Origin of the sequence: Polynucleobacter sp. MWH-Aus1W21, from assembly GCF_018687275.1 — a bacterium.
Lineage (GTDB): Bacteria > Pseudomonadota > Gammaproteobacteria > Burkholderiales > Burkholderiaceae > Polynucleobacter.
This window is the reverse complement of record NZ_CP061287.1, coordinates 1,183,434-1,209,571: the sequence shown is the minus strand read 5'-3', so window position 1 is coordinate 1,209,571 and position 26,138 is coordinate 1,183,434. Positions and strand designations below refer to the sequence as shown.

At 44.8% G+C, this 26,138-nt stretch carries 23 protein-coding genes and 1 tRNA gene; 20 read left to right on the top strand and 4 right to left on the bottom strand.

All coding sequences use genetic code 11. The annotated features are described in order from the left end of the window. Positions 1 to 41: 41 nt before the first annotated feature. The 5 genes from ICW03_RS06235 (at position 42) to ICW03_RS06215 (ending at position 5,300) form a co-directional block, all read left to right on the top strand. Positions 42 to 2,405: a Tex family protein gene (locus ICW03_RS06235; protein ID WP_215346620.1), complete on the top strand. Its 2,364-nt coding sequence runs from the start codon at positions 42 to 44 to the stop codon at positions 2,403 to 2,405. 91 nt (positions 2,406 to 2,496) lie between these two features. Then, positions 2,497 to 2,826, top strand: coding sequence for a helix-turn-helix transcriptional regulator (locus tag ICW03_RS06230; RefSeq protein WP_215346619.1), 330 nt, complete (start codon positions 2,497 to 2,499; stop codon positions 2,824 to 2,826). Continuing rightward, a complete protein-coding gene (locus tag ICW03_RS06225; RefSeq protein ID WP_215346618.1) occupies positions 2,823 to 3,302 on the top strand; it encodes an arsenate reductase ArsC in 480 nt (159 codons plus the stop codon). The genes ICW03_RS06230 and ICW03_RS06225 overlap by 4 nt, the downstream gene beginning before the upstream one ends. 8 nt (positions 3,303 to 3,310) lie before the next feature. Next, positions 3,311 to 4,357 carry an ACR3 family arsenite efflux transporter gene (arsB, locus tag ICW03_RS06220; RefSeq protein ID WP_215346617.1) on the top strand — a complete coding sequence of 349 codons (1,047 nt, stop codon included), beginning with the start codon at positions 3,311 to 3,313 and terminating at the stop codon, positions 4,355 to 4,357. Between the two features lie 46 nt (positions 4,358 to 4,403). Then, complete coding sequence (locus ICW03_RS06215; protein WP_215346616.1) at positions 4,404 to 5,300, top strand: pseudouridine synthase; 897 nt, start codon at positions 4,404 to 4,406, stop codon at positions 5,298 to 5,300. A 20-nt stretch (positions 5,301 to 5,320) separates the two neighbouring features. On the opposite strand, the gene ICW03_RS06210 is transcribed toward ICW03_RS06215, so the two are convergent. Further along, positions 5,321 to 6,961, bottom strand: a complete 1,641-nt coding sequence (locus ICW03_RS06210) for an FMN-binding glutamate synthase family protein (protein WP_215346615.1) — start codon at positions 6,959 to 6,961, stop codon at positions 5,321 to 5,323. Between the two features lie 139 nt (positions 6,962 to 7,100). Here ICW03_RS06210 and ICW03_RS06205 point away from each other — a divergent pair, with 139 nt between their 5' ends. The 4 genes from ICW03_RS06205 to ICW03_RS06190 all read left to right on the top strand — a co-directional run bounded on the left by ICW03_RS06205 (position 7,101) and on the right by ICW03_RS06190 (position 9,086). Next, entirely contained in the window at positions 7,101 to 7,484 is a 384-nt protein-coding gene (locus tag ICW03_RS06205; RefSeq protein WP_215346614.1) for a translational machinery protein, read from the top strand. A gap of 23 nt (positions 7,485 to 7,507) precedes the next feature. Then, complete coding sequence (locus tag ICW03_RS06200; protein ID WP_215346613.1) at positions 7,508 to 7,771, top strand: hypothetical protein; 264 nt, start codon at positions 7,508 to 7,510, stop codon at positions 7,769 to 7,771. Positions 7,772 to 7,860: 89 nt separating this feature from the next. Next, a complete protein-coding gene (dusA, locus tag ICW03_RS06195; RefSeq protein WP_215346612.1) occupies positions 7,861 to 8,943 on the top strand; it encodes a tRNA dihydrouridine(20/20a) synthase DusA in 1,083 nt (360 codons plus the stop codon). Positions 8,944 to 9,010: 67 nt separating this feature from the next. Next, positions 9,011 to 9,086: transfer RNA gene (locus ICW03_RS06190), tRNA-His, on the top strand. 57 nt (positions 9,087 to 9,143) lie between these two features. On the opposite strand, the gene ICW03_RS06185 is transcribed toward ICW03_RS06190, so the two are convergent. Further along, a complete protein-coding gene (locus tag ICW03_RS06185; RefSeq protein ID WP_215346611.1) occupies positions 9,144 to 9,635 on the bottom strand; it encodes a hypothetical protein in 492 nt (163 codons plus the stop codon). Positions 9,636 to 9,727: 92 nt separating this feature from the next. On the opposite strand from ICW03_RS06185, the gene ICW03_RS06180 reads away from it, so the two are divergent. From ICW03_RS06180 to ICW03_RS06145, 8 genes are read left to right on the top strand one after another with little or no spacing between them, the layout of a single operon-like run. Further along, entirely contained in the window at positions 9,728 to 10,957 is a 1,230-nt protein-coding gene (locus tag ICW03_RS06180) for an HD domain-containing phosphohydrolase (protein WP_251374365.1), read from the top strand. 2 nt (positions 10,958 to 10,959) lie between these two features. After that, positions 10,960 to 11,793, top strand: a complete 834-nt coding sequence (locus ICW03_RS06175; RefSeq protein WP_215346610.1) for a GGDEF domain-containing protein — start codon at positions 10,960 to 10,962, stop codon at positions 11,791 to 11,793. A gap of 40 nt (positions 11,794 to 11,833) precedes the next feature. After that, positions 11,834 to 12,178, top strand: coding sequence for a diacylglycerol kinase (locus ICW03_RS06170; protein ID WP_215346609.1), 345 nt, complete (start codon positions 11,834 to 11,836; stop codon positions 12,176 to 12,178). Further along, on the top strand, positions 12,178 to 12,870 hold the full coding sequence (locus ICW03_RS06165) for a hypothetical protein (protein ID WP_215346608.1): 693 nt from the start codon (positions 12,178 to 12,180) through the stop codon (positions 12,868 to 12,870). The genes ICW03_RS06170 and ICW03_RS06165 overlap by 1 nt, the downstream gene beginning before the upstream one ends. Before the next feature lie 5 nt (positions 12,871 to 12,875). Beyond that, on the top strand, positions 12,876 to 15,605 hold the full coding sequence (gene bcsA, locus ICW03_RS06160) for a UDP-forming cellulose synthase catalytic subunit (RefSeq protein WP_215346607.1): 2,730 nt from the start codon (positions 12,876 to 12,878) through the stop codon (positions 15,603 to 15,605). Between the two features lie 9 nt (positions 15,606 to 15,614). After that, positions 15,615 to 17,948, top strand: a complete 2,334-nt coding sequence (locus ICW03_RS06155; protein ID WP_215346606.1) for a tetratricopeptide repeat protein — start codon at positions 15,615 to 15,617, stop codon at positions 17,946 to 17,948. Between the two features lie 54 nt (positions 17,949 to 18,002). Next, entirely contained in the window at positions 18,003 to 19,376 is a 1,374-nt protein-coding gene (locus ICW03_RS06150; RefSeq protein ID WP_215346605.1) for a cellulose synthase subunit BcsC-related outer membrane protein, read from the top strand. Positions 19,377 to 19,388: 12 nt separating this feature from the next. Then, complete coding sequence (locus ICW03_RS06145) at positions 19,389 to 19,775, top strand: tetratricopeptide repeat protein (protein WP_215346604.1); 387 nt, start codon at positions 19,389 to 19,391, stop codon at positions 19,773 to 19,775. Here ICW03_RS06145 and bcsG read toward each other — a convergent pair. After that, a complete protein-coding gene (gene bcsG, locus ICW03_RS06140) occupies positions 19,772 to 21,316 on the bottom strand; it encodes a cellulose biosynthesis protein BcsG (protein WP_215346603.1) in 1,545 nt (514 codons plus the stop codon). The genes ICW03_RS06145 and bcsG overlap by 4 nt on opposite strands. A gap of 1 nt (position 21,317) precedes the next feature. Then, positions 21,318 to 22,331, bottom strand: coding sequence for a glycosyl hydrolase family 8 (locus tag ICW03_RS06135; RefSeq protein ID WP_215346602.1), 1,014 nt, complete (start codon positions 22,329 to 22,331; stop codon positions 21,318 to 21,320). Between the two features lie 117 nt (positions 22,332 to 22,448). Between ICW03_RS06135 and ICW03_RS06130 the strand changes: the two genes are divergently transcribed. From ICW03_RS06130 to ICW03_RS06120, 3 genes are read left to right on the top strand one after another with little or no spacing between them, the layout of a single operon-like run. After that, positions 22,449 to 23,759: an HD-GYP domain-containing protein gene (locus ICW03_RS06130; RefSeq protein WP_215346601.1), complete on the top strand. Its 1,311-nt coding sequence runs from the start codon at positions 22,449 to 22,451 to the stop codon at positions 23,757 to 23,759. Further along, positions 23,756 to 25,309, top strand: coding sequence for a diguanylate cyclase domain-containing protein (locus ICW03_RS06125; protein WP_215346600.1), 1,554 nt, complete (start codon positions 23,756 to 23,758; stop codon positions 25,307 to 25,309). Before ICW03_RS06130 ends, ICW03_RS06125 begins: the two co-directional genes overlap by 4 nt. Positions 25,310 to 25,349: 40 nt before the next feature. Then, the gene (locus tag ICW03_RS06120; protein WP_215346599.1) at positions 25,350 to 26,135 is read left to right on the top strand and encodes an SUMF1/EgtB/PvdO family nonheme iron enzyme; all 786 of its coding nucleotides are present in this window, start codon (positions 25,350 to 25,352) and stop codon (positions 26,133 to 26,135) included. Positions 26,136 to 26,138 lie beyond the last annotated feature (3 nt).

Sequence of the window (26,138 nt, the reverse complement as noted above, 5' to 3'; positions counted from 1 at the left end):
TATTCCAAAAATATAAACATCAGAGTAAGAAAACCAAATAAATGCTGCCATCCATTGAACAACGTCTTGCCCAAGAACTTTCCGCCAAACCTGCACAAGTAGCTGCAGCTATTGCCCTAATGGATGAAGGTGCCACCGTACCGTTTATCGCTCGTTACCGTAAAGAAGCGACTGGTGGATTGGACGACACGCAATTGCGTTTATTGGAAGAGCGTCTTAGCTATCTTCGTGAATTAGAAGACCGTCGCAAAACAATTGTTGCCTCAATTGAAGAGCAGGGCAAGATGACGCCAGAGTTACTCAAAGCCATCATGCTGGCGGAGGATAAGACTCGCTTAGAGGATCTTTATCTTCCCTACAAGCCCAAGCGCAGAACGAAGGCGCAGATTGCTTTGGAAGCTGGCTTAGAGCCGCTGGCAAATGATTTACTCGCTAACCCCAATTTGGATCCCGAAACAGAAGCCGCTAAATATATTAAAGAAGCATTTGACGTCGATGGCACCAATAACCCTGGAGTACCTGATACCAAAGCTGCTCTCGAAGGCGCTCGTCAAATTCTGATGGAGCGTTTTGCTGAGGATGCAGGCTTAGTTCAGTCCTTAAGGGAATATTTGCAAGACCACGGCGTAGTAGAGTCTAAAGTGATAGCCGGTAAAGAGCAGGAGGGCGAGAAGTTCGCTGATTACTTTGATTACTCTGAACCTATTAAAGCTATTCCATCGCATCGCGCATTAGCTTTATTTAGGGGTCGCCGCGAGCAAATGTTGATGGTGAACTTGCGTTTGGATTCCGAAGAAGAGAAGCCAAAGTGGGATTCACCTCACAATCCTTGTGAGAATCGTATTGCTAATCACTTCAAAATTAAAAATGATGGCCGCCCAGCCGATGCATGGTTAGCAGATACCGTGCGCTGGACTTGGCGTATTAAGTGCTCATTACATTTAGAGTCAGAGCTTATGACTGCTTTGCGTGAGCGCTCAGAAACTGAGGCAATTAATGTGTTTGCTCGCAATCTCAAAGACCTGCTTTTAGCCGCTCCAGCTGGCCCTAGAGTAACGATTGGTCTTGATCCCGGAATGCGAACTGGAGTGAAGGTGGCAGTCGTTGATGCTACCGGCAAAGTGGTTGACACCGATGTGATTTATCCGCACCAGCCTAAGAATGATTGGGCGGGTTCATTGCATACCTTGGCTAAATTGGCCGAGAAACACAATGCAACTCTAATCTCTATTGGTAATGGCACGGCATCGCGCGAGACCGATAAATTGGCTCAAGAGCTGATTAAAGCAAAGCCTGAGTTAAAGCTGACCAAGATTGTTGTCTCTGAAGCGGGTGCATCCGTTTATTCGGCATCAGAGTACGCTTCAAAAGAATTACCAGGTATGGATGTCTCATTGCGTGGTGCAGTATCTATTGCTCGACGCCTACAAGACCCACTTGCAGAATTGGTCAAGATCGATCCTAAATCGATTGGTGTTGGTCAGTATCAGCATGATGTGATGCAAACCCAATTAGCCAAATCGTTGGTTGCGGTTGTGGAGGACTGTGTAAACGCGGTTGGTGTTGATGTGAACACAGCCTCTGCGCCATTGCTGGCAAGGGTTTCAGGGCTAAGCACTACCGTAGCGGAAGGCATTGTGGCCTATCGAGATAGCAAGGGCGCATTCAAGTCCAGATCGGATCTCAAAAGTGTTCCGCGCCTTGGAGACAAAACCTATGAGCAGGCTGCGGGTTTCTTGCGCATCATGAATGGCGATGATCCATTAGATGCCTCTGCAGTTCACCCAGAATCCTATCCATTGGTTGAAAAGATTCTGAAGGACATTAAGAAGGGTGTAAAAGAAGTGATTGGGGATTCCAGTCTCCTTAAATCACTCTCACCAGAAAAGTATGCCGATGGTCAGTTTGGTGTCCCAACAGTGACTGACATCATTAAGGAATTGGAAAAGCCTGGTCGCGATCCGCGTCCTGAATTTACTACTGCCACCTTTAAAGATGGCGTAGAAAAAATCAGCGATCTGAAAACGGACATGATCTTAGAGGGGGTTGTGACAAACGTTGCAGCCTTTGGCGCCTTTGTCGATATTGGCGTTCATCAAGATGGCTTGGTGCATATTTCAGCGCTCTCTAATACCTTTGTAAAAGATCCGCATAGTGTTGTTAAAGCAGGGCAGGTCGTTAAGGTTAAAGTGCTTGAGGTGGATGAAAAGCGCAAGCGTATCGCCTTAACAATGCGTTTGAGTGATGAGGCGCCAAGAGAAGGATCTAAGGCCGGTGGAAAGCCCGAACAAAGAGCCCCAAATCGCCCTAGAACCGCTGAGCCTAGAAAGCCCCAAGAAGATAGAAGACAAGCGCCACCCATGAATAATGCGATGGCAGCGGCGTTTGGCAAGCTCAAAAAGTAAAGAGCGAACAAACTCAGGCTAAGTAGTAAAACATTTACAGGCCCTAGCGGCCTGTAATATTGCTGTCATATATTTCTATATAATTGGAAATATGAAAAATACAGATGCTGTTCAAGCTTTTCTGGCCCTAGGCCAAGAGTCTAGGCTTAACGTCTTTCGCTTGATTGTGCAACGTGGGGATGTTGGCCTAACGCCAAGCCAAATTATTGAGAAATTAGGCATTCCGAACGCTACTTTGAGTTTTCATCTCAAGGAGTTGGTGCATGCGGATCTCTTAATTGTTGAAAGGCAGAGTAGGAATTTAATTTATCGCCCCAATGCCAAGCTTGTGCAAAATCTCAGTGAATTTTTATTAGAAAACTGTTGTGGTGGGCAAGATTGCAGCACTGTCAAAGTAGTCAAAAGGTCTAAATCGGTATGAAGCAATACAACATTCTTTTTCTTTGCACTCATAATTCAGCACGCTCAATTTTGGGTGAGGCATTGGCCTCCACTCATCCAAGTGGCAAGTTTAGCGGTTTCTCAGCAGGCTCTACACCTGGAACCAGTGTCAATCCGATAGCAGCAGATATCGCAGTAGAGCTAGGCATGGACCGCGCCTTACTCAAATCCAAAAGCTGGGATGTTTTTGGCGAGCCTAATGCCCCAAAGATGGATTTCATTGTTACGGTTTGCGATAACGCTGCTGGAGAGGTCTGTCCATTCTGGCCAGGCAACCCTGTAACGGCACACTGGGGCTTTCCTGATCCATCACAAGTGCAAGGTAGTGATTTGAAAAAGAGGGCTGCTTTTAATGAAGTCATGAACGGCCTCAAAAAGCGCATCGATATCCTGGCTTCTATGCCTTTGGAAAAATTAGACTCCATGAGTCTCAAGAATATTCACACGCAGAGATAAATAGCACCATGACTTCATTAACTAAAAAACTATCTTTTCTGGATCGCTACTTAACGGTGTGGATCTTTGCCGCCATGGCACTTGGTATTGGTTTGGGGTACTTTTTTCCTGGGGTGGAGGGATTTATCAATTCATTTCAGGTGGGTAGCACCAATTACCCCATTGCCATTGGCTTGATTTTGATGATGTATCCACCGTTTGCAAAGGTGCGCTACGAAGATTTGCCTGATGTCTTTAGGGATAAGAAGATCTTTGCCATTGCCTTCTTAATGAATTGGATCATTGCACCTGCATTCATGTTTATTCTGGCGATTACATTTGTGCCTGACCAACCAGAATACATGGCTGGACTGATCTTGATCGGTATTGCGCCGTGTATCGCCATGGTCATCGTTTGGAATGACATCGCTAAAGGCTCTACAGAATACGCAGCTGGCTTAGTTGCATTTAATGCCATTTTTCAGGTTTTGTTCTTTAGTCTGTATTCCTATTTCTTTTTAACTGTACTGCCGCCATACTTTGGCTTGGCCGGATCCAATGTCAGCATAACAATTGCAGAAATTGCCAAAACTGTTTTTATCTATTTGGGCATTCCTTGTATCGCCGGATTACTCACTAGATACATTGCACTTAAATTTGTTTCTAAAGAGTGGTATCACGAACACTTTGTGCCAAAGATTGGGAAGATCACTTTAATTGCCTTGCTATTCACAATCGTGGTGATGTTTAGCTTGAAGGGTAAATTGATTCTACAGTTGCCTGGCGATGTATTCACTATTGCCATTCCATTGCTCGTTTATTTCGGTGTGATGTTTGTGATTACCTTTGTTATCACGACCAAGATGGGCATGGATTACAAACGCTGCTGTACTTTATCTTTTACTGCTTCGAGCAATAACTTTGAACTGGCTATTGCGGTAGCTATAGCTGTTTTTGGTATTAATTCTGGGGCGGCATTTGCTGCAGTGATTGGTCCTCTTGTTGAGGTACCCATCATGATTGGCTTGGTTACTGTAGCCTTATGGATAAAAGATCGGTATTTCAAAGCTATTTGAGATTAATTTAAACTAAGCTCCTAAGGGCATTTTTCAGTGGAGCTTTATGAAGGTTAATTCTGAAGGGGTATCAGCATCGCGGGTATATCTACCTGCTGATCAAGCCCATTCGAATTTGCTTTCCTTTTTTCTAAAACAATTTCCTCATATCGCAGAAGGCGAGTGGGTATCCCGTTTCAATGAGGGGCTGATACTTGATCAAGAGGGTCATGCTCTGGCGGCCAATGATGCATATCTCCCCAATGCCCATTTAGTCTATTTCAGGAGGTTGGCGCGCGAGCCAGAAATTCCTTTTGAAGAGAAAATTCTCTACCAAGACGAACATATTCTTGTTGCTGATAAACCCCACTTTTTACCGGTAACACCGAGCGGTCTTTACTTGCATCAAACATTGCTCAATCGCCTTAAGAAAACTACAGGCATACAAACGCTAAGCCCCATTCATCGGATTGATCGGGATACCGCTGGATTGGTAATCTTTTCGGTTAACCCGAATGAGCGGGCTCAATACCAAAACCTATTCAGAGATAGAGTGGTGAAGAAGGTGTATGAGGCTATTGCGCCATACTCAAAAGAACTCGAACAAAAGCTTCCAATGACTTATCAAAGTCGCCTGGAGGAATCTGAGCACTTCTTGCAGATGTGCGAAGTGCAGGGTGCCCCAAACTCGGATACCTTAATCGAGTTGCTAGAGGCTCAAGACATCTGGGCTAAATATCGATTAACGCCTGGTAGCGGTAAAAAGCATCAGCTTCGATGCCATCTAAATGCCCTCAGCATTCCCATTAAGAACGATCAGATCTACCCAGTTCTGACCCCTTATCAAGAATATGACTTGGACTTTTCTAAGCCTCTACAGCTATTGGCTAAGGAGGTCGCATTCGAAGACCCCATTACTGGGCAGTCAAGGGTGTTTAGCAGTCAGCAAGAGCTGTTGATTTAAAAAAGTTAGCCTTAGGCGCTCTAGTTTTTTAAGGCAGAAAAGCTCTGCGCTTGCGAGCGATGCCAATACAGCTCAAAAACTCGCGGTAAATTTAGACTCGGATCAATATGATCGGCCGTAAGCAGAAGTCCTGCAGGCATTTCTGGTAACAAGAAGGATAAAAGGCGTACTTCATGTTTGTTGATACGGCGAATGATGTGTGGTGCATCAATCTCACCAGGGTGATGCAATCCTGCTGCCTCAACCAGTGCCTTTAAGGTTTTTAGAGTTTCATTATGGAAATTAAATACGCGCTCGGCTTTATTCGGAACTACTAGCGCCTTTTGACGTAATGGATTTTGCGTGGTCACTCCGGTGGGGCAGTTTCCGGTATTGCATACCTGTGCCTGAATGCACCCAATAGAGAACATAAAGCCACGTGCGCTATTACACCAATCGGCTCCTAATGCAAAAGCCACCGCCATATCAAATGCGCTAATGATTTTTCCTGCGCAACCAATTTTGATTTGATCGCGTAAATTTACGCCCACTAGGGTGTTATGTACCAGACGCAGGCCCTCTTGAAGCGGGGTACCTACGTGATTGGTGAACTCTACTGGCGATGCTCCAGTCCCGCCTTCAGATCCGTCCACCACAATGAAATCGGGATAGATGCCGGTTTCTAGCATGGCTTTAACAATACCAAACCATTCCCATGGGTGACCTACGCAGAATTTAAATCCAACTGGTTTGCCGCCAGAAAGGTCGCGTAGCTTTTTAATAAAATGAATTAGCTCTAGCGGGGTGGAGAAGGCGCTATGCGAAGCAGGGGATATACAAGCTTCGCCTTCTTTGACGCCGCGTGCTGCAGCGATCTCAGCGGTTACCTTGGATCCCGGCAGAATTCCGCCATGACCAGGCTTAGCCCCTTGGCTTAACTTGATCTCAATCATCTTGACCTGAGGATCTAAAGCATTCGCTGTATATTTTTCAGCATTAAAACTGCCATCAGAATTACGGCAACCAAAATAGCCTGAGCCAATTTCCCAAATGAGGTCGCCACCATGAACGCGATGGTATTGCGAGATCGAGCCTTCACCAGTGTCATGGGCAAATCCACCTTTTTTAGCGCCAAGATTTAAAGCCAAAATTGCATTCGCACTTAGGGAGCCAAAGCTCATTGCCGAAATATTGAAAATGCTGGCTGAATACTTTTGCGTGCAATCTTTACCGCCAATGTCGATACGAAAATCATGGCTGGGTAGATGGGTGGGGGCAAAGGATTGATTCATCCACTGATAGCCTGGGGCCATGACATCTAACGTAGTGCCAAATGGAATTTGATCAGGAACTGCCTTAGCTCGTGAATAGACTAAAGTCCGTTGTTCTTTTGAAAAAGGTGTCTCATCGTTATCACCTTCAATAAAGTACTGTCGAATTTCTGGTCGAATAAATTCGAGCATGAAACGCAAATGTCCGATTACAGGATAGTTGCGAAGAATGGCTATTTTGGTTTGAAGAAGATCGTAAATACCAACCAAAGTTAGAAATCCAAATAACAGCATAAATTGGAATGCTTGCCGATGGAGCTCCAACGCTGCAAAACTAGCCATAGCCGCCAAAACGCAAAGTCCAAAGGGAATGTATCGAATGGGTATGTATTTATTGGGTGAGATGGCCATATTTAACCTAAATGTGGTTACTTTCAGTATACAAATTTAATACTAAGCAAACATTTTGACTTAAATCAAGCTCCCTCGTGATTCTGGAGCTTGGCAGGAGTATTCTCAAAGAGTAGTTAATATTAATAATAGGAAGAATATGTCATTAAATCACGCAGTTATTTGGATTGACCATAAAGAAGCTCATGTCATGTTTTTGAGCGCAGAGGCTAGCGAAGCAGAGGTCATTCGTAGCAAAACCACTCATGCACATTTACACCACAAGGGTGGTGAAGTCGGTAGCGGCAAGCTAGCTTTAGATCATAAGTATCTGCATTCAGTTATTAATGCCGTGAATGAATCTAAAGAGATTTTGATTCTTGGTCCAGGCTCTGCAAAATTAGAGCTCATTAAGCATGCCCACAAGCATGATGCAGCGATTGCGGAAAAAATTGTTGGCGTTGAAACTGTAGATCATCCTACTGATAAAGAAATTCTTGCCTATGCACGAAAGTTTTTCTATAAAGTGGATCAAATGATTTAAAAAGTCATATAAGGATATTGAAAATGAAAGACAAAACTCAAGAGCCCTTAGGACCTGATGGACTCCCTGGGCATGATTACTTTCTAGATGCGGTAAATCATATTGATAAGGCTGTAGCAAACAATACGATTGCAGCCGGCGCTGCCAAAGGAATTGTTTTTAGCCTAGTTGAAACTCTAGGCGCTATGGTTGGCGATCCTGATTTGCCCAATCATTTGAAGTCTGGCTATATGGGTGCTTTGGATCTTGCAGTAGAGCTTGAGGCTAAGCTAGCAAAATTGCGTTAATCAAGAAAAATCTTTGCTTTACAGTAAGGGCAGCTTTGGTTGCCCTTATGCATTTAAAATGACGGTCAATTGTTATTTAACCGAAGTTCATGACCAATACCCTAAAGAAACGTCTTGCAGTAGCGCCCATGATGGAGTGGACAGATCGTCACTGCCGTTCTTTTCATCGCACGCTTACTAAAGAGGCGATTCTTTATACAGAAATGGTCACTACTGGCGCGCTCCTGCATGGTGATGTCCCTCGGCATTTAGATTATTCGCAAGATCAACATCCAGTCGCTTTGCAGTTGGGTGGATCAGAGCCTTCTGATTTAGCAAAGTCTGCAGGGCTGGCCCAGCAGTGGGGCTACGATGAAATTGATCTCAACTGCGGTTGTCCATCTGAACGAGTGCAGCGTGGTGCCTTTGGTGCTTGTTTAATGGCTGAGCCTAATCTGGTTGCTGATTGTGTAAAGGCAATGAAGGCTGCTGTCGATATTCCGATCTCCGTAAAACATCGCCTAGGTTTGGATTCGATGGATGCTGCGAATTCAGAAGCCGATTATCAATTTGCACTGAACTTTATTCTAGCTGTTGCAGATGCTGGCGCAAGTCAAGTAACCATTCATGCTCGTAATGCAGTGCTCAAAGGCTTGTCCCCTAAAGAAAATCGCAGCAAACCACCGTTGCGTTATGAAGTAGCCGCAAAACTGAGACTAGATGCACAAAAGCAATTTCCAAATCTCAAAGTGTTGCTCAACGGTGGCTTAGAAACGAATGAACAAATTGCCGGTCACTGGAATGACTTTGATGGTTTTATGGTGGGAAGGGCTGCATATCATTTTCCGGCGCTACTTTTGGGTTGGGATGACATGATCAACACGGATGGCGATGCTGCTGGTTATCTTTTCAGTGAAACCGAGTGGCACCGTATTCAGATTGCTTTGGTGAAACAAGTTCACGCTTGGTTTGATGAGTGTCAGGCTAAAGGTAAGCCTTTTTATATCGGCGCATTCACGAGGCATATTCTTGGGTTGGCGCATGGCAGAGCAGGCTCTCGTTATTGGCGTCAGAGACTCTCAGATCATCATGCTTTAGCCAAAGTTCAGAGCAAGGCGGCGATCACCGACTTTTTCATTGATGCGAGCTTATGTCTCGGGGATTGGGCCGCTTTTGACTATGAAAGTGCCTAAACACAGCCCTTAGCGGGGTGTTTTTGACAGGTTTTTGGGCAAAAAGCTATAATCTAGGTCTTCAGTGGCGGACGTAGCTCAGTTGGTAGAGTCCCAGATTGTGATTCTGGTTGTCGCGGGTTCGAGCCCCGTCGTTCGCCCCACAGTATTAAAGCAAAAAGCCCCTAAATTGGGGCTTTTTGCTTTTTGGTCATGAGTGCTTATTTGTTATTGCGAGCTGATCTTGCAGACTCGGCAGCAAGATTAGACATCTTCACGGCTTCAGCGGCAGCTATCGCGGCTCGTTTAGTCGCCTCGGCTGCTTCGGCAGAAGCCAAGATAGATGACTCTTCAGCCTGATGAGCGACTGCGGCAGCGGCAGCGGCGGCAGCTGCTGAGGCAGCAGCGGCAGCCTCAATGGCGGCCTCAGCAGAGGCAGCGGCAGCATCGGCTGCGGCTTCAGCGGCATCTACTACTGCTTCGGATGCAGCTAACTTAGCTGCAGTAGCGCAATTCTTCGCGGACAGAGAAGCTTTTTCTGCAGACACTGCAGCCCTTTTCGCGGCCTCTAGGGCGCTAGCGGTAAGCTCCTTTAGGGTGCCCAGAGCCTCTGCATAGCGAGCATTCACGGTTATATAGCCCTGACGTAAATTTCCTACCTCAGTTTCTAGACTGACTAGCTTTGCATAAATCTTTTCAATATCGTCTTTCATGTTCCCTTTGTGAGAAGTCAATCTCTTAATACTGTGCCTATTTATTGCTAATAGCAAGGTTTTTTATAAGGATTTAGATCGATAATGAAAGTATGAAAAATGATTCATCGCAACATCAGATGGTAGCTTCTCAAGAAGAGATTCAAACAGAGTTGGAGAAGCGAGGATGGGCCATATCCGCACTCTCTGAAGCAGCTGCCGCATTGGCGCGTGCTAATTCAACTGAACTACTAATTCAAGAGGTATGTGAAGCAATTGCATCCCAGGGTCCATACGTTCTTGCTTGGGTTGGTAGGGCGGAAGACGATACTTTTAAAACCGTGAAAGTGATGGGAGCAGCCGGAGCAGCTGCGGGTTATATCAAAAATATTGTGGTGAGCTGGTCTGAAGCAGAGCAAACAGGACGCGGTCCTGCAGGCAGCTCCATTCGAAACAATAAAACAAGTGTAGTTGTAGATGGAGAAATTGATCCAGGATTTATAGCTTGGCGAGAACGAGCCAAGGAGTTTGGTATTCGGTCTGCGATAGGTTGTCCAATACCCGATGGTGTTTCTGGAATTCCATTCGGTGTGTTGCTGGCCTATTCAAAAATCCCAAATACGTTTGGAGCTTCAGAAGTTCAGTTATTTGAAAGTCTCGCCAAGGAGATTGGGTTTGGGTTGCGCTCTATTGAGCGTCAGCATAAGTTGGACGATCAAATCCATGAAAAAGAACTAACACAGGAGCGCCTATCAACTGCGTTGCGATCAACCATTGAGGCCATGTCTAAGACCATGGAATGGCGCGATCCCTATACCGCTGGTCATCAAAAGAGGGTTGCCAGCATTTCCATGGCAATTGCTCGCAAGCTAGGCTGGGAAAACGAGCGAATTCAGGCTCTTTATATGGCTGCAATGGTGCATGACATTGGCAAGATGGCAGTCCCTTCCGAGATACTGACAAAGCCATCCCGACTTAACGATATTGAAATGCAGTTGGTCCAAGGTCACGTCGAGGCTGGCTATCAAATTCTCAAGGATATTCCTTTCCCATGGCCGATTGCTGAGATGGTGCATCAACATCACGAGCGCTTAGATGGCAGCGGTTACCCAAACGGGTTAAAGGGGGATGAGATTTGCGAAGAGGCTAGGGTGTTGGCGGTGGCTGACACCATTGAAGCGATGGCAACGCATAGACCTTATCGTCCAGCAAAAGGTTTGGCTGCTGCTTTGGATGAAATTCGAATAGAGGCCGGGACGCAGTTAGATGCCAAAGTAGTTGATGCTGCTTTCAAACTCCTTGATGGTGAAAATGAGTTACAAAAAATTATTGATACCCAATAATTATGGGAGCTAAGTTTTTTTCAATCATCTTTTATGTGATGGCGGTGGTAGCGCAGGTAGGTATTACCGCATACGCTCTCAACTTATTTTTTCGATCCAAGCAGTATCGCCTGGCTAGCGGCCTATTAGCGCTTAGCTTTGGTTTGATGATCGGCAGAAGAGTGGCTCCGATACTGCTTTTCTATACAAGCGGACATTACAACCTATTTGATGCTTTCCTGGCCCTATCTATTTCGCTGCTAATGTTTTTTGGTGTAGTGCAGCTCAAAAAAATTATTACTGAATTGGAAATCAAGAATTTTATTTTGGACCGCAGCTCAAAAACAGATTCTTTAACCCAGGCGTTGAGCCGCTCTGAAACCTTCGCTAGAGCAGAATTGGAAATCGAAAGATCGCTACGCAGTCAAGAGCCCGTAGCATTTCTGATGTTGGATATTGATCACTTTAAAAATATTAATGATCAATATGGTCATCCGCTCGGTGATGTTGTCTTGATTAAGCTAGTGAAACATTGCCAAGAAGAGTTAAGGGCAATTGATATCTTTGGTCGGGTAGGGGGTGAAGAATTCTTTGTTGTATTGCCAGGAAGCACAATTGAGATGGCTAATGAAGTAGCGGAGCGCTTGCGTAAGAAGGTTATTTCCTTGCCTAGCGCGGTTTTCGATGGCAAAGAGATCTTTATATCGATCAGTATTGGGGTTGCTAGTTTTAACCCTAAAATCAATGGTCAGACCAAAGCGGGCTTGGTTTTGCAGGTCTTTTATGCCAGGGCAGATCAGGCTATGTATTTGGCGAAGTCAAAGGGTCGCAACCGAACTGAGCTCTGGACTCAATAGGCCAATAAAATAGCCAATATTCTTGATAAATCTTATGGTTATGCCAAAAAAACGAAATATCATTCACGCGACTATTAATGCCTTTGATGGCTTTAAGGAACTCATTAAGCAAAAGGCTGCTCGCAGGGAGTTATTGCTGGTTTTGATAGCTATTGGTTTTTTTTGCTATCGCCCAAATGTGTATACCGTATTAATAGCAGTTTTATCTCTAGTCTTGTTGGCGGTTGAGGCATTGAACACTGCGATTGAAAAGATCTGTGATCTGATTACCCTAGAAGAACATCCTGAGATAAAAAAAATTAAGGATTTAGGTGCAGCAGCAGTAATGATTATTGTGTTGGCTATTGTTTTAATCTTTATTCGCTATCTATCACCATTTTTCTGATGAGCGATTTCTTAAGCGCCTTTCATATACACATTATTCCTAGAGTGGATGTGGAGTTGCCCGATGAGGCATCTAATCATGCGGTGCGCGAAAAACTGATTCTTTTGATTGCAAGAATATGTAAAGATTTTCGTGGGACGGCATTTGAAGAATCTCAGGGAAAGCTGATGTATGCATTTGAACAAGTCAGTTTTGCAGCTCAAGCTGGCATGGCTATCCAAATAGAGGCGGACGCATTAAATGCAAAAAATCATTTATCCCCCATATGTTTAGCCTCTATTGGGATAGTTGCTCTAGTTAATCCTTTTACGGGAATAAGGGAAGAGGAGCGCTCGATTCAGTTGGCCTCTTTCATGGCCCAGTCAGCTGGGGCTGGAGAGCTATATTTATCTGAGGGCGCTCATGATTCCTTAAAAAATCCTGAGGCACTTCTCTGCCGCTTTACGCGCCAACTACTAAGAACAGGCGAAGATAGAGCCCTCAATGCCTATGAAGTATTTTGGAATCCAACCGAGGTTGACCCAGGAAAGCTTCATCAAGACCCCAATGCAGTTGATGCGGAGATTCAGCCTATACGCTCCTTTGGCTTGAAATTGGTTGCAGGAGTTTTGTTGCTGTTCTTTGGGGTGCTTCTCCTTACTGTGGGCTATGAAGCACTTTGGGCTTGGTTTTTATATTTGGTGAATCGCTAATGTTTATGCGCGATCGACACTTCCGCATTACTGCAAGCTTATTCATGTTTGCGTTCGGCATTGGCCTCATGATTTACTTTGCCGAAGAGTTGCTCAATCTTGGTGGCCAGCTATATCTAGGATGGGGTAGCTTCATCATCATTTTCCTCATGTCCAAGGTGAAGTATTTCCGGAATCAGCCTTGGCGATCCCTATTTATTGTTCTAGCGCTATTTGTTAGCTGCCGATACATTGCCTGGCGCATTTTCGACACCTTAACGTATACCAGCTTCTTTGATTTCATCGGTACCGCTTTGTTGTTCCTGGCGGAGATGTATGGTTTCACCTTGTTCTTGCTAGACATGTTCGTGAATTTTTCCCCGGCTTCTAGTGAAATCATTCCTTTGTCCGAAGATGAAGCTTCCTATCCAACCGTAGACGTCTTTATTCCTACCTATGATGAGTCTGAAGGCATTGTCCGCATGACGGTGACTGCCGCTACCCAGATTCAATACCCTAAAGAAAAACTACGAATCTATATCTTGGATGATGGCGGCACTCACGCCAAGCGCCGCAGTAAGGAAACCGGTCATCAAGCTTGGAGGCGCCATTACAACTTAAGAAGGCTTGCTAAAGAGCTGGGTGTGCATTACATCACACGGGATACCAATCAGAAGGCTAAAGCCGGAAATATCAATCATGCTTTACAGCATACGAACGGTGATCTGATATTGATTTTGGATTGCGACCAAATACCGACAAAAGATATTTTGAGTAATACGGTGGGGCAGTTCATAGACGACCCCAAAATGTTCTTGGTGCAATCGCCACATTTTTTTGTGAATGAGGGCCCAGTTAATAATGTCATTACCGGCATCTCTAATCGCCCAGATGAGAGTGAGATGTTCTATCGCAAAATTCAGCCGGCAATGAATTTTTGGAACTCTGCCTTTTTCTGTGGTTCAGCAGCCGTGTTGCGTCGTCAGTACCTCATGGAGGTGGGTGGCATTGCCATTAAGACGATTACCGAGGATTGCGAGACCTCGTTGATTCTGCATGCGCATGGCTATAACAGCAGCTATATCAATAAGCCAATGGTCTGCGGCCTTTCGCCAGAAACCCCGTCTGATTACCTGACCCAGCATTCTCGCTGGGCTAAAGGGATGCTCCAGATATTGATGCATTACAACCCCTTGCTTATGCGTGGACTGAGTCTGCCACAACGTTTAGCTTATTTTTCTTCGTCATACTCCTGGCTCTTTGGTTTTTCGCGCTACATCTTTTTCTTGGCGCCTTCAGCATTCTTGATCTTGGGCTTGAATGTGTACGCCGCCAATTGGCATGAGATGGTGGATTTCACAGTTCCTTATGCTTTGAGTATTCTTGTAGTGATCTCCTACTTCTTTGCGGGATCGCGGCAACTCTTCTTCTCAGAGATTTATGAAACCGTCAAAGGGTTCAGAATGATTCGAGAACTCATGCCTGTGCTCTTGAATCCTTGGAAGCAAAAATTCTTGGTAACACCAAAAGGAATCGCCTTAGAAAAAGAGCAGCTCAGCTGGGATGCCTTCCCTCTATTTATTTTGGTAACCATCAATGCCATTTCTATTTGTATTGCGATAGTGCGCTGGCATTACGAGCCCATTTGGCATGACAACATCGTTATTACTGGAATATGGTGTTGCATCAATATTTGGTTGGGCTTAATGTCCCTAGGTGCCTTTTGGGAAAAGCGCCAAATCAGGGCCTATTACCGCATTGGTGGCGGCGGAACAGTCACCGTTATTCGTGAGTATGGTTTACCTCTTATTGAGGCAGATTTAGATGATGTCTCGGTAAGCGGGGTTGGATTTACTCTGCCGTTGAACACGGATTTAAAGGTTGGAGAGTCCATTCAATTGGCGGCAAATGATAGTTATGGGAATAGCTATTTGTTTAAAGCAAAGGTAGTTCGACTCCAAAAAGAGGCTGCTCATTACTTTTGTGGAACTCAATTTGTTCCAGAACAAATTGGTAGTCCTGAAGCGATTGCCTTCGTCTATGGGGATAGCGGTCGCTGGCAGCGGATTTGGGATGCTAGTGCAGAACTTAAGCATTCAAAATTACAACTCTATTTATTAACCAAGTTAGGGCTTAAGGCCGTTCGCGAAAACTTTGCAGGTTATTTTGCTTATATTACAAAAAGCGTAGGCACTTTTTTAGTGATGCTTTTTAATCCCTATGTTTGGTTTTATGTAATCACCGGCCTAGCTAATTGGATTATTTATCTATTTTATTTGTTCTCGGTTTACACCATTGGCTTAGTCGACCACGAGCAGGCGCGAACCTTTCCTCGCCTACGGGCCGGTCAAAAAATGATAGTGTACTTTCCTAACTCAGACGCAACTTTAGAGGGATGGCTATTCGATATCTCTCTAACGGGCGTTGGTATAAAAGTAAATTTACCCTTTTTAATTGATGACAATGAATTGGTTGAAATTTGGGTATCTGGTGTACTCAAGGCGCAACAACGCATGGATTGCATAATTCGCCGCGTGATTAAAGAGGGTGATGAGGTGGTTTTGGGTGCTGAATTTATTGTCGACAACAGCAACTTCTTTAAGATCGTTAGTTTCGTTTATGGCCAAGGATCGAAAATGGTCTTTTCTTTAGCGGTTCAGAATTTAAGACGCATTCTGGCTTATCTCTTTTTTACGGGTGAGCTAAAGGATGAGCGCAAGAGCCTTTCTTCATCCAATAAGTCACTAAGCCAATAAGTCATTCCGTTGAAAAATAAAGCCTTTCATCTCTGCTTGAGCCTGGCCTTACTCTCATCGGTTGGGGTGGCAGAGCTCGTCTACGCTTCTGACAAAACGCTCAGCAGACAAGAGATTACAGAGGCTAGAAGGGTGCTGACCCAAGCAACTATTCTGCAAAAAAGTGGTAAATCTACCGAAGCAAATGCCTTATTAAAAGAAAAGTTCCCAGATGGACCGCCTGCGGGTGATCTAGCAGTTGGATATTACAAAATTATTGCTAGCTTGCCGGGCGGCTGGAATGAGGCACGTTCGGGGTTAGAGAGCTTGGTTAAGTCCGACCCAAAAAACTTGCAGTACTCCTTAGCTTTAGATACCTTATTGGGATCTAAGCGAGAGACTCGTGATCTTGCCATTCATAATTTGGCTGAAACCTATCAAGTTCGTAAAGTGGATAAGCAGCGTGTGCTTCAAGTGTGGCGAGAAGTGCTCAATGCTCAAGAGATTGGCCCCGACCTGATTCCGCTTTATGAGCAATATTTAAAGTTAGATCCTCATAACCAAGAAATTACTGGCCGCTGGATTCTGGAAAAGGATGCGCTTGAAGAGCGTAAACGTATTGCAAATGATCCTTTGCTCAGACGTCGTCAAGTTGGCCTAGATCTATTAGACAAGGGTGACATCGTAGGGGCGGAAGCGCCGCTGATGGATACCCTTAAGGCGCGTCCAAAAGATTATCTGGCATTAGGTGGCATGGGCCTCATTCGAATGAGGCAAGGTAATTATGAAGAAGCTGTTACTTATTATCAGAAAGCCTTGGCGCTCAATCCTGAAAACGCCGGTAAGTGGAAGAGTCTGATATCCACCAGTCAGTACTGGGGTCTAATTCATCAGGCCGAAGATGCTCGAGATAAAAAGAATTACCCCTTGGCGATGGAGAAAATCCGTGCCGCCATTAATCTTGAGCCGCAGGGTGCAGAGGGAATTGCTGTTTTAGGAACTATTGAGGCTGATCGTGGTAACAGTAAAGAAGCGGAAAAGCAATTTCGAGAAGCTTTAACTATTGAGTCAGATAACGGCATTGCATTGCGGGGATTGGTTCAGCTTTTAATTAATTCAGGCAAGCGTGATGAAGCACTTTCCTTAATTAATGCACGAGCACCTGAAAATAGTCCCGCCGGTAAAGGGTACGATTATTTACGAGTCAAAATTTTAAGCTCACAGACGGATGATTTGGTGAATAAGGGGCAGGGTGAGGCGGCTATTCCTTACTTGCAGCGAGCTTTAAGGCTTGAACCACTGAATCCCTGGCTGCGTTTTCAGTTGGCTGGAGTATATGAGGGATTGGGATCGGTTGATAAGGGCTTGTCTGTGATGAAAGACGGCCTACGACTTGCTCCTAACGATCCTGAGATGACCAACGCGAATGTACTGTTCTTGTTAAGTGCCGATAAAACAGAAGATGCATTAAGTCTGATGCGTAGCGCATTGGCAAAACCTTCATCAGATGCAAATTCACTACGTTTAACGTATGCCAATGTACTCAATCGCCTACAACGTGATGAAGAGTTAAGTCCTGTACTGCAACAACTTGCCAAAGCCCAGTTATCACCAAGTGATAAGCTCAAATTTACTCAAATACGCCTCGATTTCGATATTCGACAAGCCCTCAAGGCCGGAGATACTCAAAAGGCTATTGTTCTTTTGAAGCAGGCTATCGCACTAGACAAGGATGAGATTTGGTTGCGCTTAGATTTGGCCCGTTTATATGCCAAGTTACATCGTCCAAAAGAGGGTATTGCAATATTTGATGCCTTTCTGAAGGCTCACCCCAATAGTGTTGAGGGTTTGTACGCCTATGCTTTGTACTTATCCGGTCTTGAACAAAATCAACCGGCTCTCAAAGTATTGGAAAAAATTCCAGCGGAGGAGCGTACTCCTAAAATCACTCGCTTTCAAAGGGGTGTCTGGGTTGATTTGCAGCTGACGCAGATAAATAGGTTGAATGCCCAGGGAGATAAATCAAAGGCAAACACTCAGCTCTCCGCGCTCGAAAAAGAGGTATCTCATGACCCCGACCTTTCTTCTTTGGTGGCCCTGATGTGGGGAAAAATTGGCAAAGTAGAGCAAGCTAATGCGCTCTTTCAGAAGATAGAGCAATCCACTCCAAATCTTTCTGTTGAATGGCATTTACGTTACGCCAATTACCTTCTCAACAATGATCAGCCAGAGGCATTCCAGAAAGAGATGTCACTTGTAGTTACTCAAAAATTAAACCCAAGTCAAAAGCAAGACTATGCGGATCTTCAAGAGGCGGCTGAACTCAGGGCAATAGGTCAATACATTCAGTCTGGTGATATATAGTTGGCCAAGAAAAAACTACAACCGCTCATTTCTGTAACGCCGAATAATTACAAAATGATGTATTTAGATAGCCAGATCCAAAGAAGAGAAGGCTACCTGGATAAAGCAATAGATATTGAGCAGCGTGCGCTTGCTCAGTCGCCTGTACCACTCTCTAGTTACCATAGCCTTTCTACACTCAAGCCAGTTGCAAGCTCATCAGGCGTTTCTGTATTTCAGATTGAGCCACCAATATTGGAGCCATCAGCTGTCGCATCGGGAAGCGCTTATCAATATAAACAGATGGCCGATATGATTGAAATGCGCACTAATTGGCTAGATACGGCTGTTGATTATTTATCTCTCAACGGGACGCAAGGGCAGTCTTATTACCGTGCTACGGAGATTCCATTGGAGTGGAAAATGCCGATGCGTTCAGACGAAAGAGTTACCTTCAGGGCCGACCAGGTCAATATCAATGCCGGTACTATTGATGCAGGAAATGCATATCAAGTAAGCACCTTTGGCTCCATGGCTGCTTGCAAAACGAATTGCCCAACTTCATTTTCAAACCAATCGGCATCCGGCACCGCTCTGAACATTGGGTATGAAAAACAAAACTTTAAGGCTGACTTCGGTATGACTCCATTGGGCTTTCTGACACAAAATTGGATCGGTGGAGTAAAGCAGAAGCTAGATGCTGGTCCGGTTGGTATTTCATTGGAGTTGGCGCGTCGCCCTATGACGAGCACCTTACTTTCGTATGCGGGCACTCGTGATCCCGTAACTGGTTTGGTCTGGGGTGGTATGGTCGCCACTGGTGGAACGGTTGGCCTAAGTTTGGATCAAGGTGGAACCTTTGGTGGTTGGACTTACTATCGTGCACGAAGCCTCACTGGAACCAATGTCCAAAGTAATAGTGATAATCAGTTTATGGCTGGTCTGAACTATCGAATTATTAACGAAACAGATCGTCAGCTATCTAGCGGCCTAACTGGAATGCTTTGGGGATTTAAGAGAAATGCTGGTGAATTTACTTACGGGCAGGGTGGTTACTACAGCCCACAGAGTTATCGTTCTGTAACTGTCCCATTAAATTATGCACAACGATTTGCTCGCCTATCCTATGTGATAGGCGGCTCGGTTTCAACAAATTGGTCACGCACTGATGCGGCGCCTTATTTTCCAACTAATGCTCAATATCAGGCGGACTCCAATAATGCTACGTATTCAGCAAGCTCTGGACCGGGTAGCGCATATTCTGCATATGCTGCATGGGAGTATCAAGTATCGCCATCAGTCTTTGTTGGTAATCGCCTTAAGCTGGAGCGCTCTCCTTACTACGCTCCAAATAGTTTTGTGTTGTACATCCGTATTGCGCTTGATGGTACGGCGCCCAATCCAGTGCCATTGCAAACTCAGCCGGTAATACCGACATCTCGTTTTTAATGGGCTCTAGTAATGAATAATCGTACCTATACCTCCATCTTGCTGCTTGTGATGGGTTTGGTTTTTTGCTCTGCATTGAGAGCTCAGCCTTTAACGATTGCTCCTCAGTTTGATCCCTACCTTCCGGGGGAGTTGAATGAGCGAGCGCTTTACTCATTGAAAGAGGGTGATATTCCTACTGCAGTCATTCTTCTAGAGCGTGCATATCTCTTAAATCCACACAGCCCTGATATCAAAGTCAACTTGGAGTTAGTTCGCAAGATAGATCAAGATAAATCTCCTATTCAGGTAGGAGGCGAAGTTGTTTACTTGGATGCACTTGGTAATGCAGTAAGTCCTGAAAAGACGGTAGATGTTCCAGCGCTGTGGCCGGACTCACCCAACAAATCAAAACCTTAGTTATTGGTTTCGAACAGATTCCAGTTAATATCGTTAGAGCGGAAGTAGTATGAGGAGCCAAATTTCATGATTACGGAGTCTTCATTCTCAGCAACAAAACGCGTGCTCGGAAGATTCTTTAGATAGATTTCTGTGCTCGGGCTATTAGCGCCAAAAGGTGTCTTACCTACAAACCTCGAGATTAAATCGGAGGCGGCAAGATAGCTCGTTGGTTGTTCGATGATATTTGTTTTTACGGGGCTGTCTACTTTGCTAGTAAACATGATTCCCACGGGAATATTGGTCACGTTCGGACTTGGAATTTCGCGCATACCAACAATTTCATTTTTGTTTCTACGTATCGCTGCGCCATGTTCGGGTATAAAAACAATCACTACTTGTCGACCAGAGCTATTTACCTTGGCATAGAAACGATCTATATCAGATAGTAATTTACGGGCTCTGCGAGAGTACGTTTCGACGCTATTTTCTAGTCGACTGCCATCCAGTGCGCGATTGCCATCATGAAGTGAGATGGTGTTGTAAAAGAGCGCAACTCTCTCATTGGAGGACTTCATGCGTGCATCCCACCAATTAGATAGCACCGAGTAGTCATCATAAATTTGCGAGCCATCAAAGCCTCTTAAGTAGGGGGCGGCTTGCGTGTTATCGAATAATGGAGCGGCCATGCCACCCTCATTGCGGATTTCTTTCAAGAGGTCGCCATACTTGCCATCATGATTAAGAGCAAGCTGCACTTGGAAGCCTGTTTTATTGAGGTTGTTAAACAGCAGAGAATCTTCAACTGCAGGCTTATATAAATCTCGTTGGTCTTGTTGTCCGCGGCTGGCGCGCAATAAACGAATAATCGAAGGACCGCTATACGAGGAGGCGGAATTAAAGTTGGTGAATAAATAATGAAAGCGTTGGAATAGCGGATTGTTGTCCTCTTTAATGTATTTCAGATCGTCCCAAGCGAGTGAGCAGACATTGATTACCAGGACGTCAAATGGTGCTCCGCTCGCTTTTTGAGAGCGATTAAAGGCGGTGCGGGAAGCCTCTTCAATGAAGAATCCATCAAGCGATTCTGTCAGTTCGGTATCGCTAGGCAGTCCAATCACTTGTCCGTCTGCATCGTAGGCTAGGGGAGTCATATTTGCCCCCAATGGGAGCAATGTGCTCAAGATCGCCAAAGAGGCGATGGTTGTCATTCTTAACTTCTTGGAAAGAAGGAGGTAAATGATATAGAGACCTAATAAGAGCGCAATGACTCGCCAGTCAAAAATTCGGGTTAAGAGCTCTACGTAGTATTGAAAGCTAAAGTCCAGGAGCTGGCTAATCTTGGGGATGATATTGCGAAGGGGCGGCAGCGGACTATCAAAATACAGAATGACGATACCAATTGGTAAAGCTACCCATTTGCGAATTCGCAGCAATATAGGATTAGCGTGGGAAAAAATCAGAAATAGCGCAAAAGCGGCATTAACAAAAAAATGGAAATGAATATAGCCTGTATAGAACAGGATGATCTTGATGAGGTAATAAAAACTCCAAATTCCCATATTACTTTTTGAGATCCTCTAGAGCCATTTTTGTAAATAGGGACAGCATAGAAGAGTAGTAACCTTGGGATGGATTAAAGCTGGGCAATTGAGTCGAATTTAAATCGGGATAAGCAAGCGTTATGGCTGCAACACTATAAAACCCCGCAGAAGCATTGTACGTTGCCATTTCGCCAGTATTGACGTTTACCCAAGCTGGTAGAAGCGGTTTGCCTGCAAAAGACCCCCAGAAGTTCTGAAAGGGCTTTATTGAGGATGAAGAGGCTTGTCCGCCCCAAATCAAATACAGAGGGATTCTGACTGCGTCGTATCCAAATTGATCTTCATCGACTGCTGTCAGTTTATCGCCCTCAAGCATCAGCCAGTCTGGCGGTAATTGCCATTTGCCAAACCGAGCTTCTTGAGTCAGGTGTAGACCGGTTATGAGTAGATCTTCCCATTCTGGGGCAGGATCTAATTTGGATAACTCAGTAATTGCTGGATATACCCAGTAAGAGAGGTTAATTTTTAACCCTTCAGGTTTTTCAAACCCTATCTCCCCTGGAAGTAGAACGGTGCCTTTGCTGGTTTTGCGAAGTAGCTTTTCACGTATTGACTGACTGACTTGCAAAGCAGCAAATAAGTATCGAGGTTCATTCCATTGTCGATATGCCTTAGATAAAGCCCAGGCAATAAATAAATCCCCATCACTGGCGTTGTTCATGTCATTGACTCCAGCACTGGGGGACCAACTCCAGGCAAAGAGCTTATCTGGGCGTACTTGTAAATTACGCTGCGTCCAATCCCAAACTTGGGAAAATGTATTTTGGTCGTCATTTTGAACGGCTAGTAGCAAAGCCATTCCCTGGCCCTCGGTATGGCTGATGCCATTTTGGCCTTTATCAATCACTCGACCATTTGTAATGAATGCGGTTTTAAATTGCTCCCAATCCTCGCTTCCAAATGCATTGTTCAGACCAGCCAAAACAAGGGCAAGGCTCAAAACAAAAATTCGAAGATGGGGGTGCCAAGTCATGGGATGAATGAATCTGGATGAATAATATGCTGGCAATTGATTATGATTTGTAATGCCAGGGAATAGGGTACATTATGACTTAATAGCTTTTATTTAGCCCAATTTATTTGGTATTTCATGCAGTTAGCAAATCAAACCTTTTACCTAGCGATATTCATTGTCCTGTTTGGGCTGATGGCCCGTTTCTTGTCAAATAAGGATGATGATCGTGCGCAGTTTAGGGTTATTTACTGGCCAGCAGGCTTGAGCTTTTTGGCTGCCTCCATGCTTGGCTATGCCACTGCTCCATGGGGTGGAATATTTGTCTTGGCTTTAGCCAATATCTTTTTAATTGCAGGCATCGCTAATATTTCTTTATTGTTTAGCTGCTGGAATGATTCTCTTGCTCGGTCAAATAAGGTCGCTGCTAGCGCATTATTTGGTGTCGCTTCCTTAGTCTATATTTATTTACAGTTTTTTGGGGAAACACAAGACCGCGTTCATTTAATGAATATGGTTCTTGCCGTCTTTTGTATTTGGCAGATCGCAGCATTGACCCAGTTGTTAAAGAAGGATAACGCCTATCAAATTAAAATATTGTTAGGCGTTGAGTTCATACAGCTCGGCGCCCTAGTTGTACACTCTCTCTTGGCGCTCCATGAATTGAGTCATCCGGGAACGCTTTATCAAGAGAGTGGCTGGGCGTTCGCAATGCGTATTGTCTCGATACTAGCAATCACTTCGGTTTGTATATTAATTAATAATTATTATCTCGAGAAGCTGTGGCATGAGTATCGCCGTAGCTCGCGTGCAATTGAAGATGGAATGCTTAATAGTCTCAATGCGCTTTCAATGGTGCGGGATAACGAAACTGGTAATCACATCCTGCGTACCAAAAACTATGTTCGTGCTTTAGCTGAAAGACTGAGAGTTAACGGTGCATATACGGATGAATTATCTAAAAGAGACATAGAAAATATTGTGAAGGCCGCCCCCCTGCATGACATAGGCAAGGTGGGTATTCCAGATACCATTCTGAAAAAACCTGGGTCGTTGACCGAAGAAGAGTGGCTCATTATGAAGACTCATGCCGCTCTTGGGCAGGACGTTTTAACTGCTGCCAAGCTTAAAGACGCTAAACATACGAATGTTTTAGATGCTGCAATCAAGATTGCTGGTTGTCATCATGAGAACTGGGATGGCTCTGGCTATCCTAATGGATTAAAGGGGGAGGAAATTCCTTTGCCGGCGCGTCTAATGTCCTTGGCAGATACCTATGATGCATTGATCAGTGAACGTGTATATAAAAAGCAGTGGTCCCATGATGAGGCTTGCGCTGAAATTGTGAATCTTAAGGGTAAGCGTTTTGACCCACTAATCGTTGAAGCCTTTATGCAAGAAAAGGATAACTTCCTTCAAATTGCGCAAATGTATAAAGACAAGCCATGACTATTAGCTTTGAGCCAAGATCGGTGATACGCCGCAATTCTATATTTATCATTAGCGGCGCAGTTCTGCTGGCTATTATCTTTGCCATTAATGCGATTGTTTCTGGCTATTTATTACGCCGCAATACAGTGGACGATAGAGCCGAGCAAATCGCAACACTATCTTTAATCTTGGCTGAACATACCTCTCAGATCATATTCTCTGCAAATACTGTTTTGCAAAGTATTGAGGATGTTATTGCTGTAGAGAAAATTGAAAATGAAAAGAGTTATCGAGAGTTTGCTGCTAGTAAAAAAAGTTTCGAGTTGCTGAAAGAGAAAACAAAATCTAACTCCATATTAGATGTCGCCACATTTGTCGGTAGCGACGGCAAGGTCCTCAACTTCTCTCGATCCTATCCAGCTCCAGCAATTGATCTCTCGGACCGTGATTACTTTGAATATTTCAAGACGCATAATGATTCAGATACTTTTTATAGTGTACCTGTCCGAAATAAAGGTAATGGGAAGTGGGTTTTCTATTTAGCAAAACGGGTTAATGGAAAAAATAATGAGTTTCTTGGGGTGATATTGACGGGAGTCTCTGTCGAGGTGTTTTCTTCGCTTTATGAAAGAATTGGTGTCAATATTGGTGATGGGGTTGGAATTACGCTTTATCGAACCGATAAGACCTTGCTTACTCGTTGGCCTTTAGTTGAGAGCCTCATCGGTAAGATAAATACCAATCCGTTTATTGATCAATCCCTAGCGGCTGCAGGGGTGGGTAATGGCGTTGTATTCTCATCTGAAACTGGCTTTAGTAGGCAGAATGCGGAACCGGTAATGAGAATGATTTCTTACCGAAAAGTAAATCAATATCCTTTTATTGTTGGTGTAGTTGTTCCGGAGTCTTTGTATTTATCCAAATGGTATAAGAATGCCTTCGGCGTTTTAATAGCCAGCGTGTTGAGCGTCATTATTATTTTGATCGGTGCATATACCTTTCTCATATCCTATAGAAGGAGCGCTGAGAACGAGTATCGCGCACACCATGATTCATTAACTCAGTTACCGAATAGAACGTTATTTTCTGATCGCCTATCTACAGCGCTTGCGGTATGTAAGCGCAGGCAATCTGAGCTTGCATTACTGTTCATCGACTTGGATAACCTAAAAACAATTAATGACGTCAATGGCCATACTGCCGGCGATGCGGTTTTGCTTGAAGTTTCTAAGCGCATGCAGCTTTGTCTGCGTGAGTCAGATACCGTGGCGCGTATCGGTGGTGATGAGTTTATAGTCTTATTGCCTGATGTTGGGACCGAAGAGGCGGCCATGAATGTTGCTGAGAAAATTCGTTCTGCTCTGGTTGAACCAATAGATGCCGATGGCTATAGTTTGACAACTAGCGCGAGTATTGGAGTAGCAATATTCCCATTCCATGGTCTTAACGCTACGGATTTAATGAACAATGCAGATACTGCAATGTATGCCGCTAAATCCAAAGGTCGCAATGCTATTGTGATGTACGGTGAGCATACGGTGAAGATCGCATTAAAAGACCTCATCTAAGTTCAGATTTGTACCTGCTTTTTAAAGAGTTTTACTGTCCATGAAAAAATTCGATATTCTGCCAATTGTTTTTGGAGTGTTACTTAGCATTGTGGCTTTGTATTTCATGCTCAGATCGACCCCGGCCCAGAGTGCAGCGTCCTCGACAATTCCAGTTGTGCGGATCGGCAACCTCGCTTGGGATCAAACCGAGATGACTGTTGCTGATGTCAAACCATATGCTTCCTCGACTGGCTTTGTGAGTGCTGCGGAGAAGAAGGGCGGCGGTCTATCGTATGAAGGTGGCTTTGTGCAAAAGGCGGGATGGACTTGGAAGGCGCCTTATGGAGTGCCTGCAAAAGATGCTGAGCCAGCAGTTCACCTCAATCAAAAGGAGGCGGAGGCCATTTGTCATTATTACGGCAAACGTTTGCCAACAGATGCAGAATGGACCAATGCTGCTTTCTTGGAGCAAAGAAGTAATCCTCCTGCTGGGTATATCAAAGGCCAGCGCTATCCATTCCCGGGTGGTAGCAATCCTTCTCCATCGCATTGTCTCAATGGCTGTGGCGATTACAAGGGCCTAGCCCCGGCAGGCGCCCTTAATCGTGGCACGGGACATGTTGCAACCAACACCACTAAGCCTGGGGTCAACGGCATGTATGACATGGGTGGCAATGTTTGGGAGTGGACTGCCACTGAGCGTAATGGTGGCTACATTACTCGTGGCGCTTCCTGGTGGTATGGCCCCGAAAGACAGCAGGAGTCTGATATTGAATCTAAGCCGGGTGATATTTCAGTGGTTTATATCGGATTTCGGTGCGTAGCTGATGCCGTGAAACAATAGGGG

Coding starts and splice junctions, on each gene's coding strand:
- ICW03_RS06235 (WP_215346620.1), top strand. CDS start 42: ATGCTGCCATCCATTGAACAACGTCTTGCCCAAGAACTTTCCGCCAAA.
- ICW03_RS06230 (WP_215346619.1), top strand. CDS start 2,497: ATGAAAAATACAGATGCTGTTCAAGCTTTTCTGGCCCTAGGCCAAGAG.
- ICW03_RS06225 (WP_215346618.1), top strand. CDS start 2,823: ATGAAGCAATACAACATTCTTTTTCTTTGCACTCATAATTCAGCACGC.
- arsB (WP_215346617.1), top strand. CDS start 3,311: ATGACTTCATTAACTAAAAAACTATCTTTTCTGGATCGCTACTTAACG.
- ICW03_RS06215 (WP_215346616.1), top strand. CDS start 4,404: ATGAAGGTTAATTCTGAAGGGGTATCAGCATCGCGGGTATATCTACCT.
- ICW03_RS06210 (WP_215346615.1), bottom strand. CDS start 6,961: ATGGCCATCTCACCCAATAAATACATACCCATTCGATACATTCCCTTT.
- ICW03_RS06205 (WP_215346614.1), top strand. CDS start 7,101: ATGTCATTAAATCACGCAGTTATTTGGATTGACCATAAAGAAGCTCAT.
- ICW03_RS06200 (WP_215346613.1), top strand. CDS start 7,508: ATGAAAGACAAAACTCAAGAGCCCTTAGGACCTGATGGACTCCCTGGG.
- dusA (WP_215346612.1), top strand. CDS start 7,861: ATGACCAATACCCTAAAGAAACGTCTTGCAGTAGCGCCCATGATGGAG.
- ICW03_RS06185 (WP_215346611.1), bottom strand. CDS start 9,635: ATGAAAGACGATATTGAAAAGATTTATGCAAAGCTAGTCAGTCTAGAA.
- ICW03_RS06180 (WP_251374365.1), top strand. CDS start 9,728: ATGAAAAATGATTCATCGCAACATCAGATGGTAGCTTCTCAAGAAGAG.
- ICW03_RS06175 (WP_215346610.1), top strand. CDS start 10,960: ATGGGAGCTAAGTTTTTTTCAATCATCTTTTATGTGATGGCGGTGGTA.
- ICW03_RS06170 (WP_215346609.1), top strand. CDS start 11,834: ATGCCAAAAAAACGAAATATCATTCACGCGACTATTAATGCCTTTGAT.
- ICW03_RS06165 (WP_215346608.1), top strand. CDS start 12,178: ATGAGCGATTTCTTAAGCGCCTTTCATATACACATTATTCCTAGAGTG.
- bcsA (WP_215346607.1), top strand. CDS start 12,876: ATGCGCGATCGACACTTCCGCATTACTGCAAGCTTATTCATGTTTGCG.
- ICW03_RS06150 (WP_215346605.1), top strand. CDS start 18,003: ATGATGTATTTAGATAGCCAGATCCAAAGAAGAGAAGGCTACCTGGAT.
- ICW03_RS06145 (WP_215346604.1), top strand. CDS start 19,389: ATGAATAATCGTACCTATACCTCCATCTTGCTGCTTGTGATGGGTTTG.
- bcsG (WP_215346603.1), bottom strand. CDS start 21,316: ATGGGAATTTGGAGTTTTTATTACCTCATCAAGATCATCCTGTTCTAT.
- ICW03_RS06135 (WP_215346602.1), bottom strand. CDS start 22,331: ATGACTTGGCACCCCCATCTTCGAATTTTTGTTTTGAGCCTTGCCCTT.
- ICW03_RS06130 (WP_215346601.1), top strand. CDS start 22,449: ATGCAGTTAGCAAATCAAACCTTTTACCTAGCGATATTCATTGTCCTG.
- ICW03_RS06125 (WP_215346600.1), top strand. CDS start 23,756: ATGACTATTAGCTTTGAGCCAAGATCGGTGATACGCCGCAATTCTATA.
- ICW03_RS06120 (WP_215346599.1), top strand. CDS start 25,350: ATGAAAAAATTCGATATTCTGCCAATTGTTTTTGGAGTGTTACTTAGC.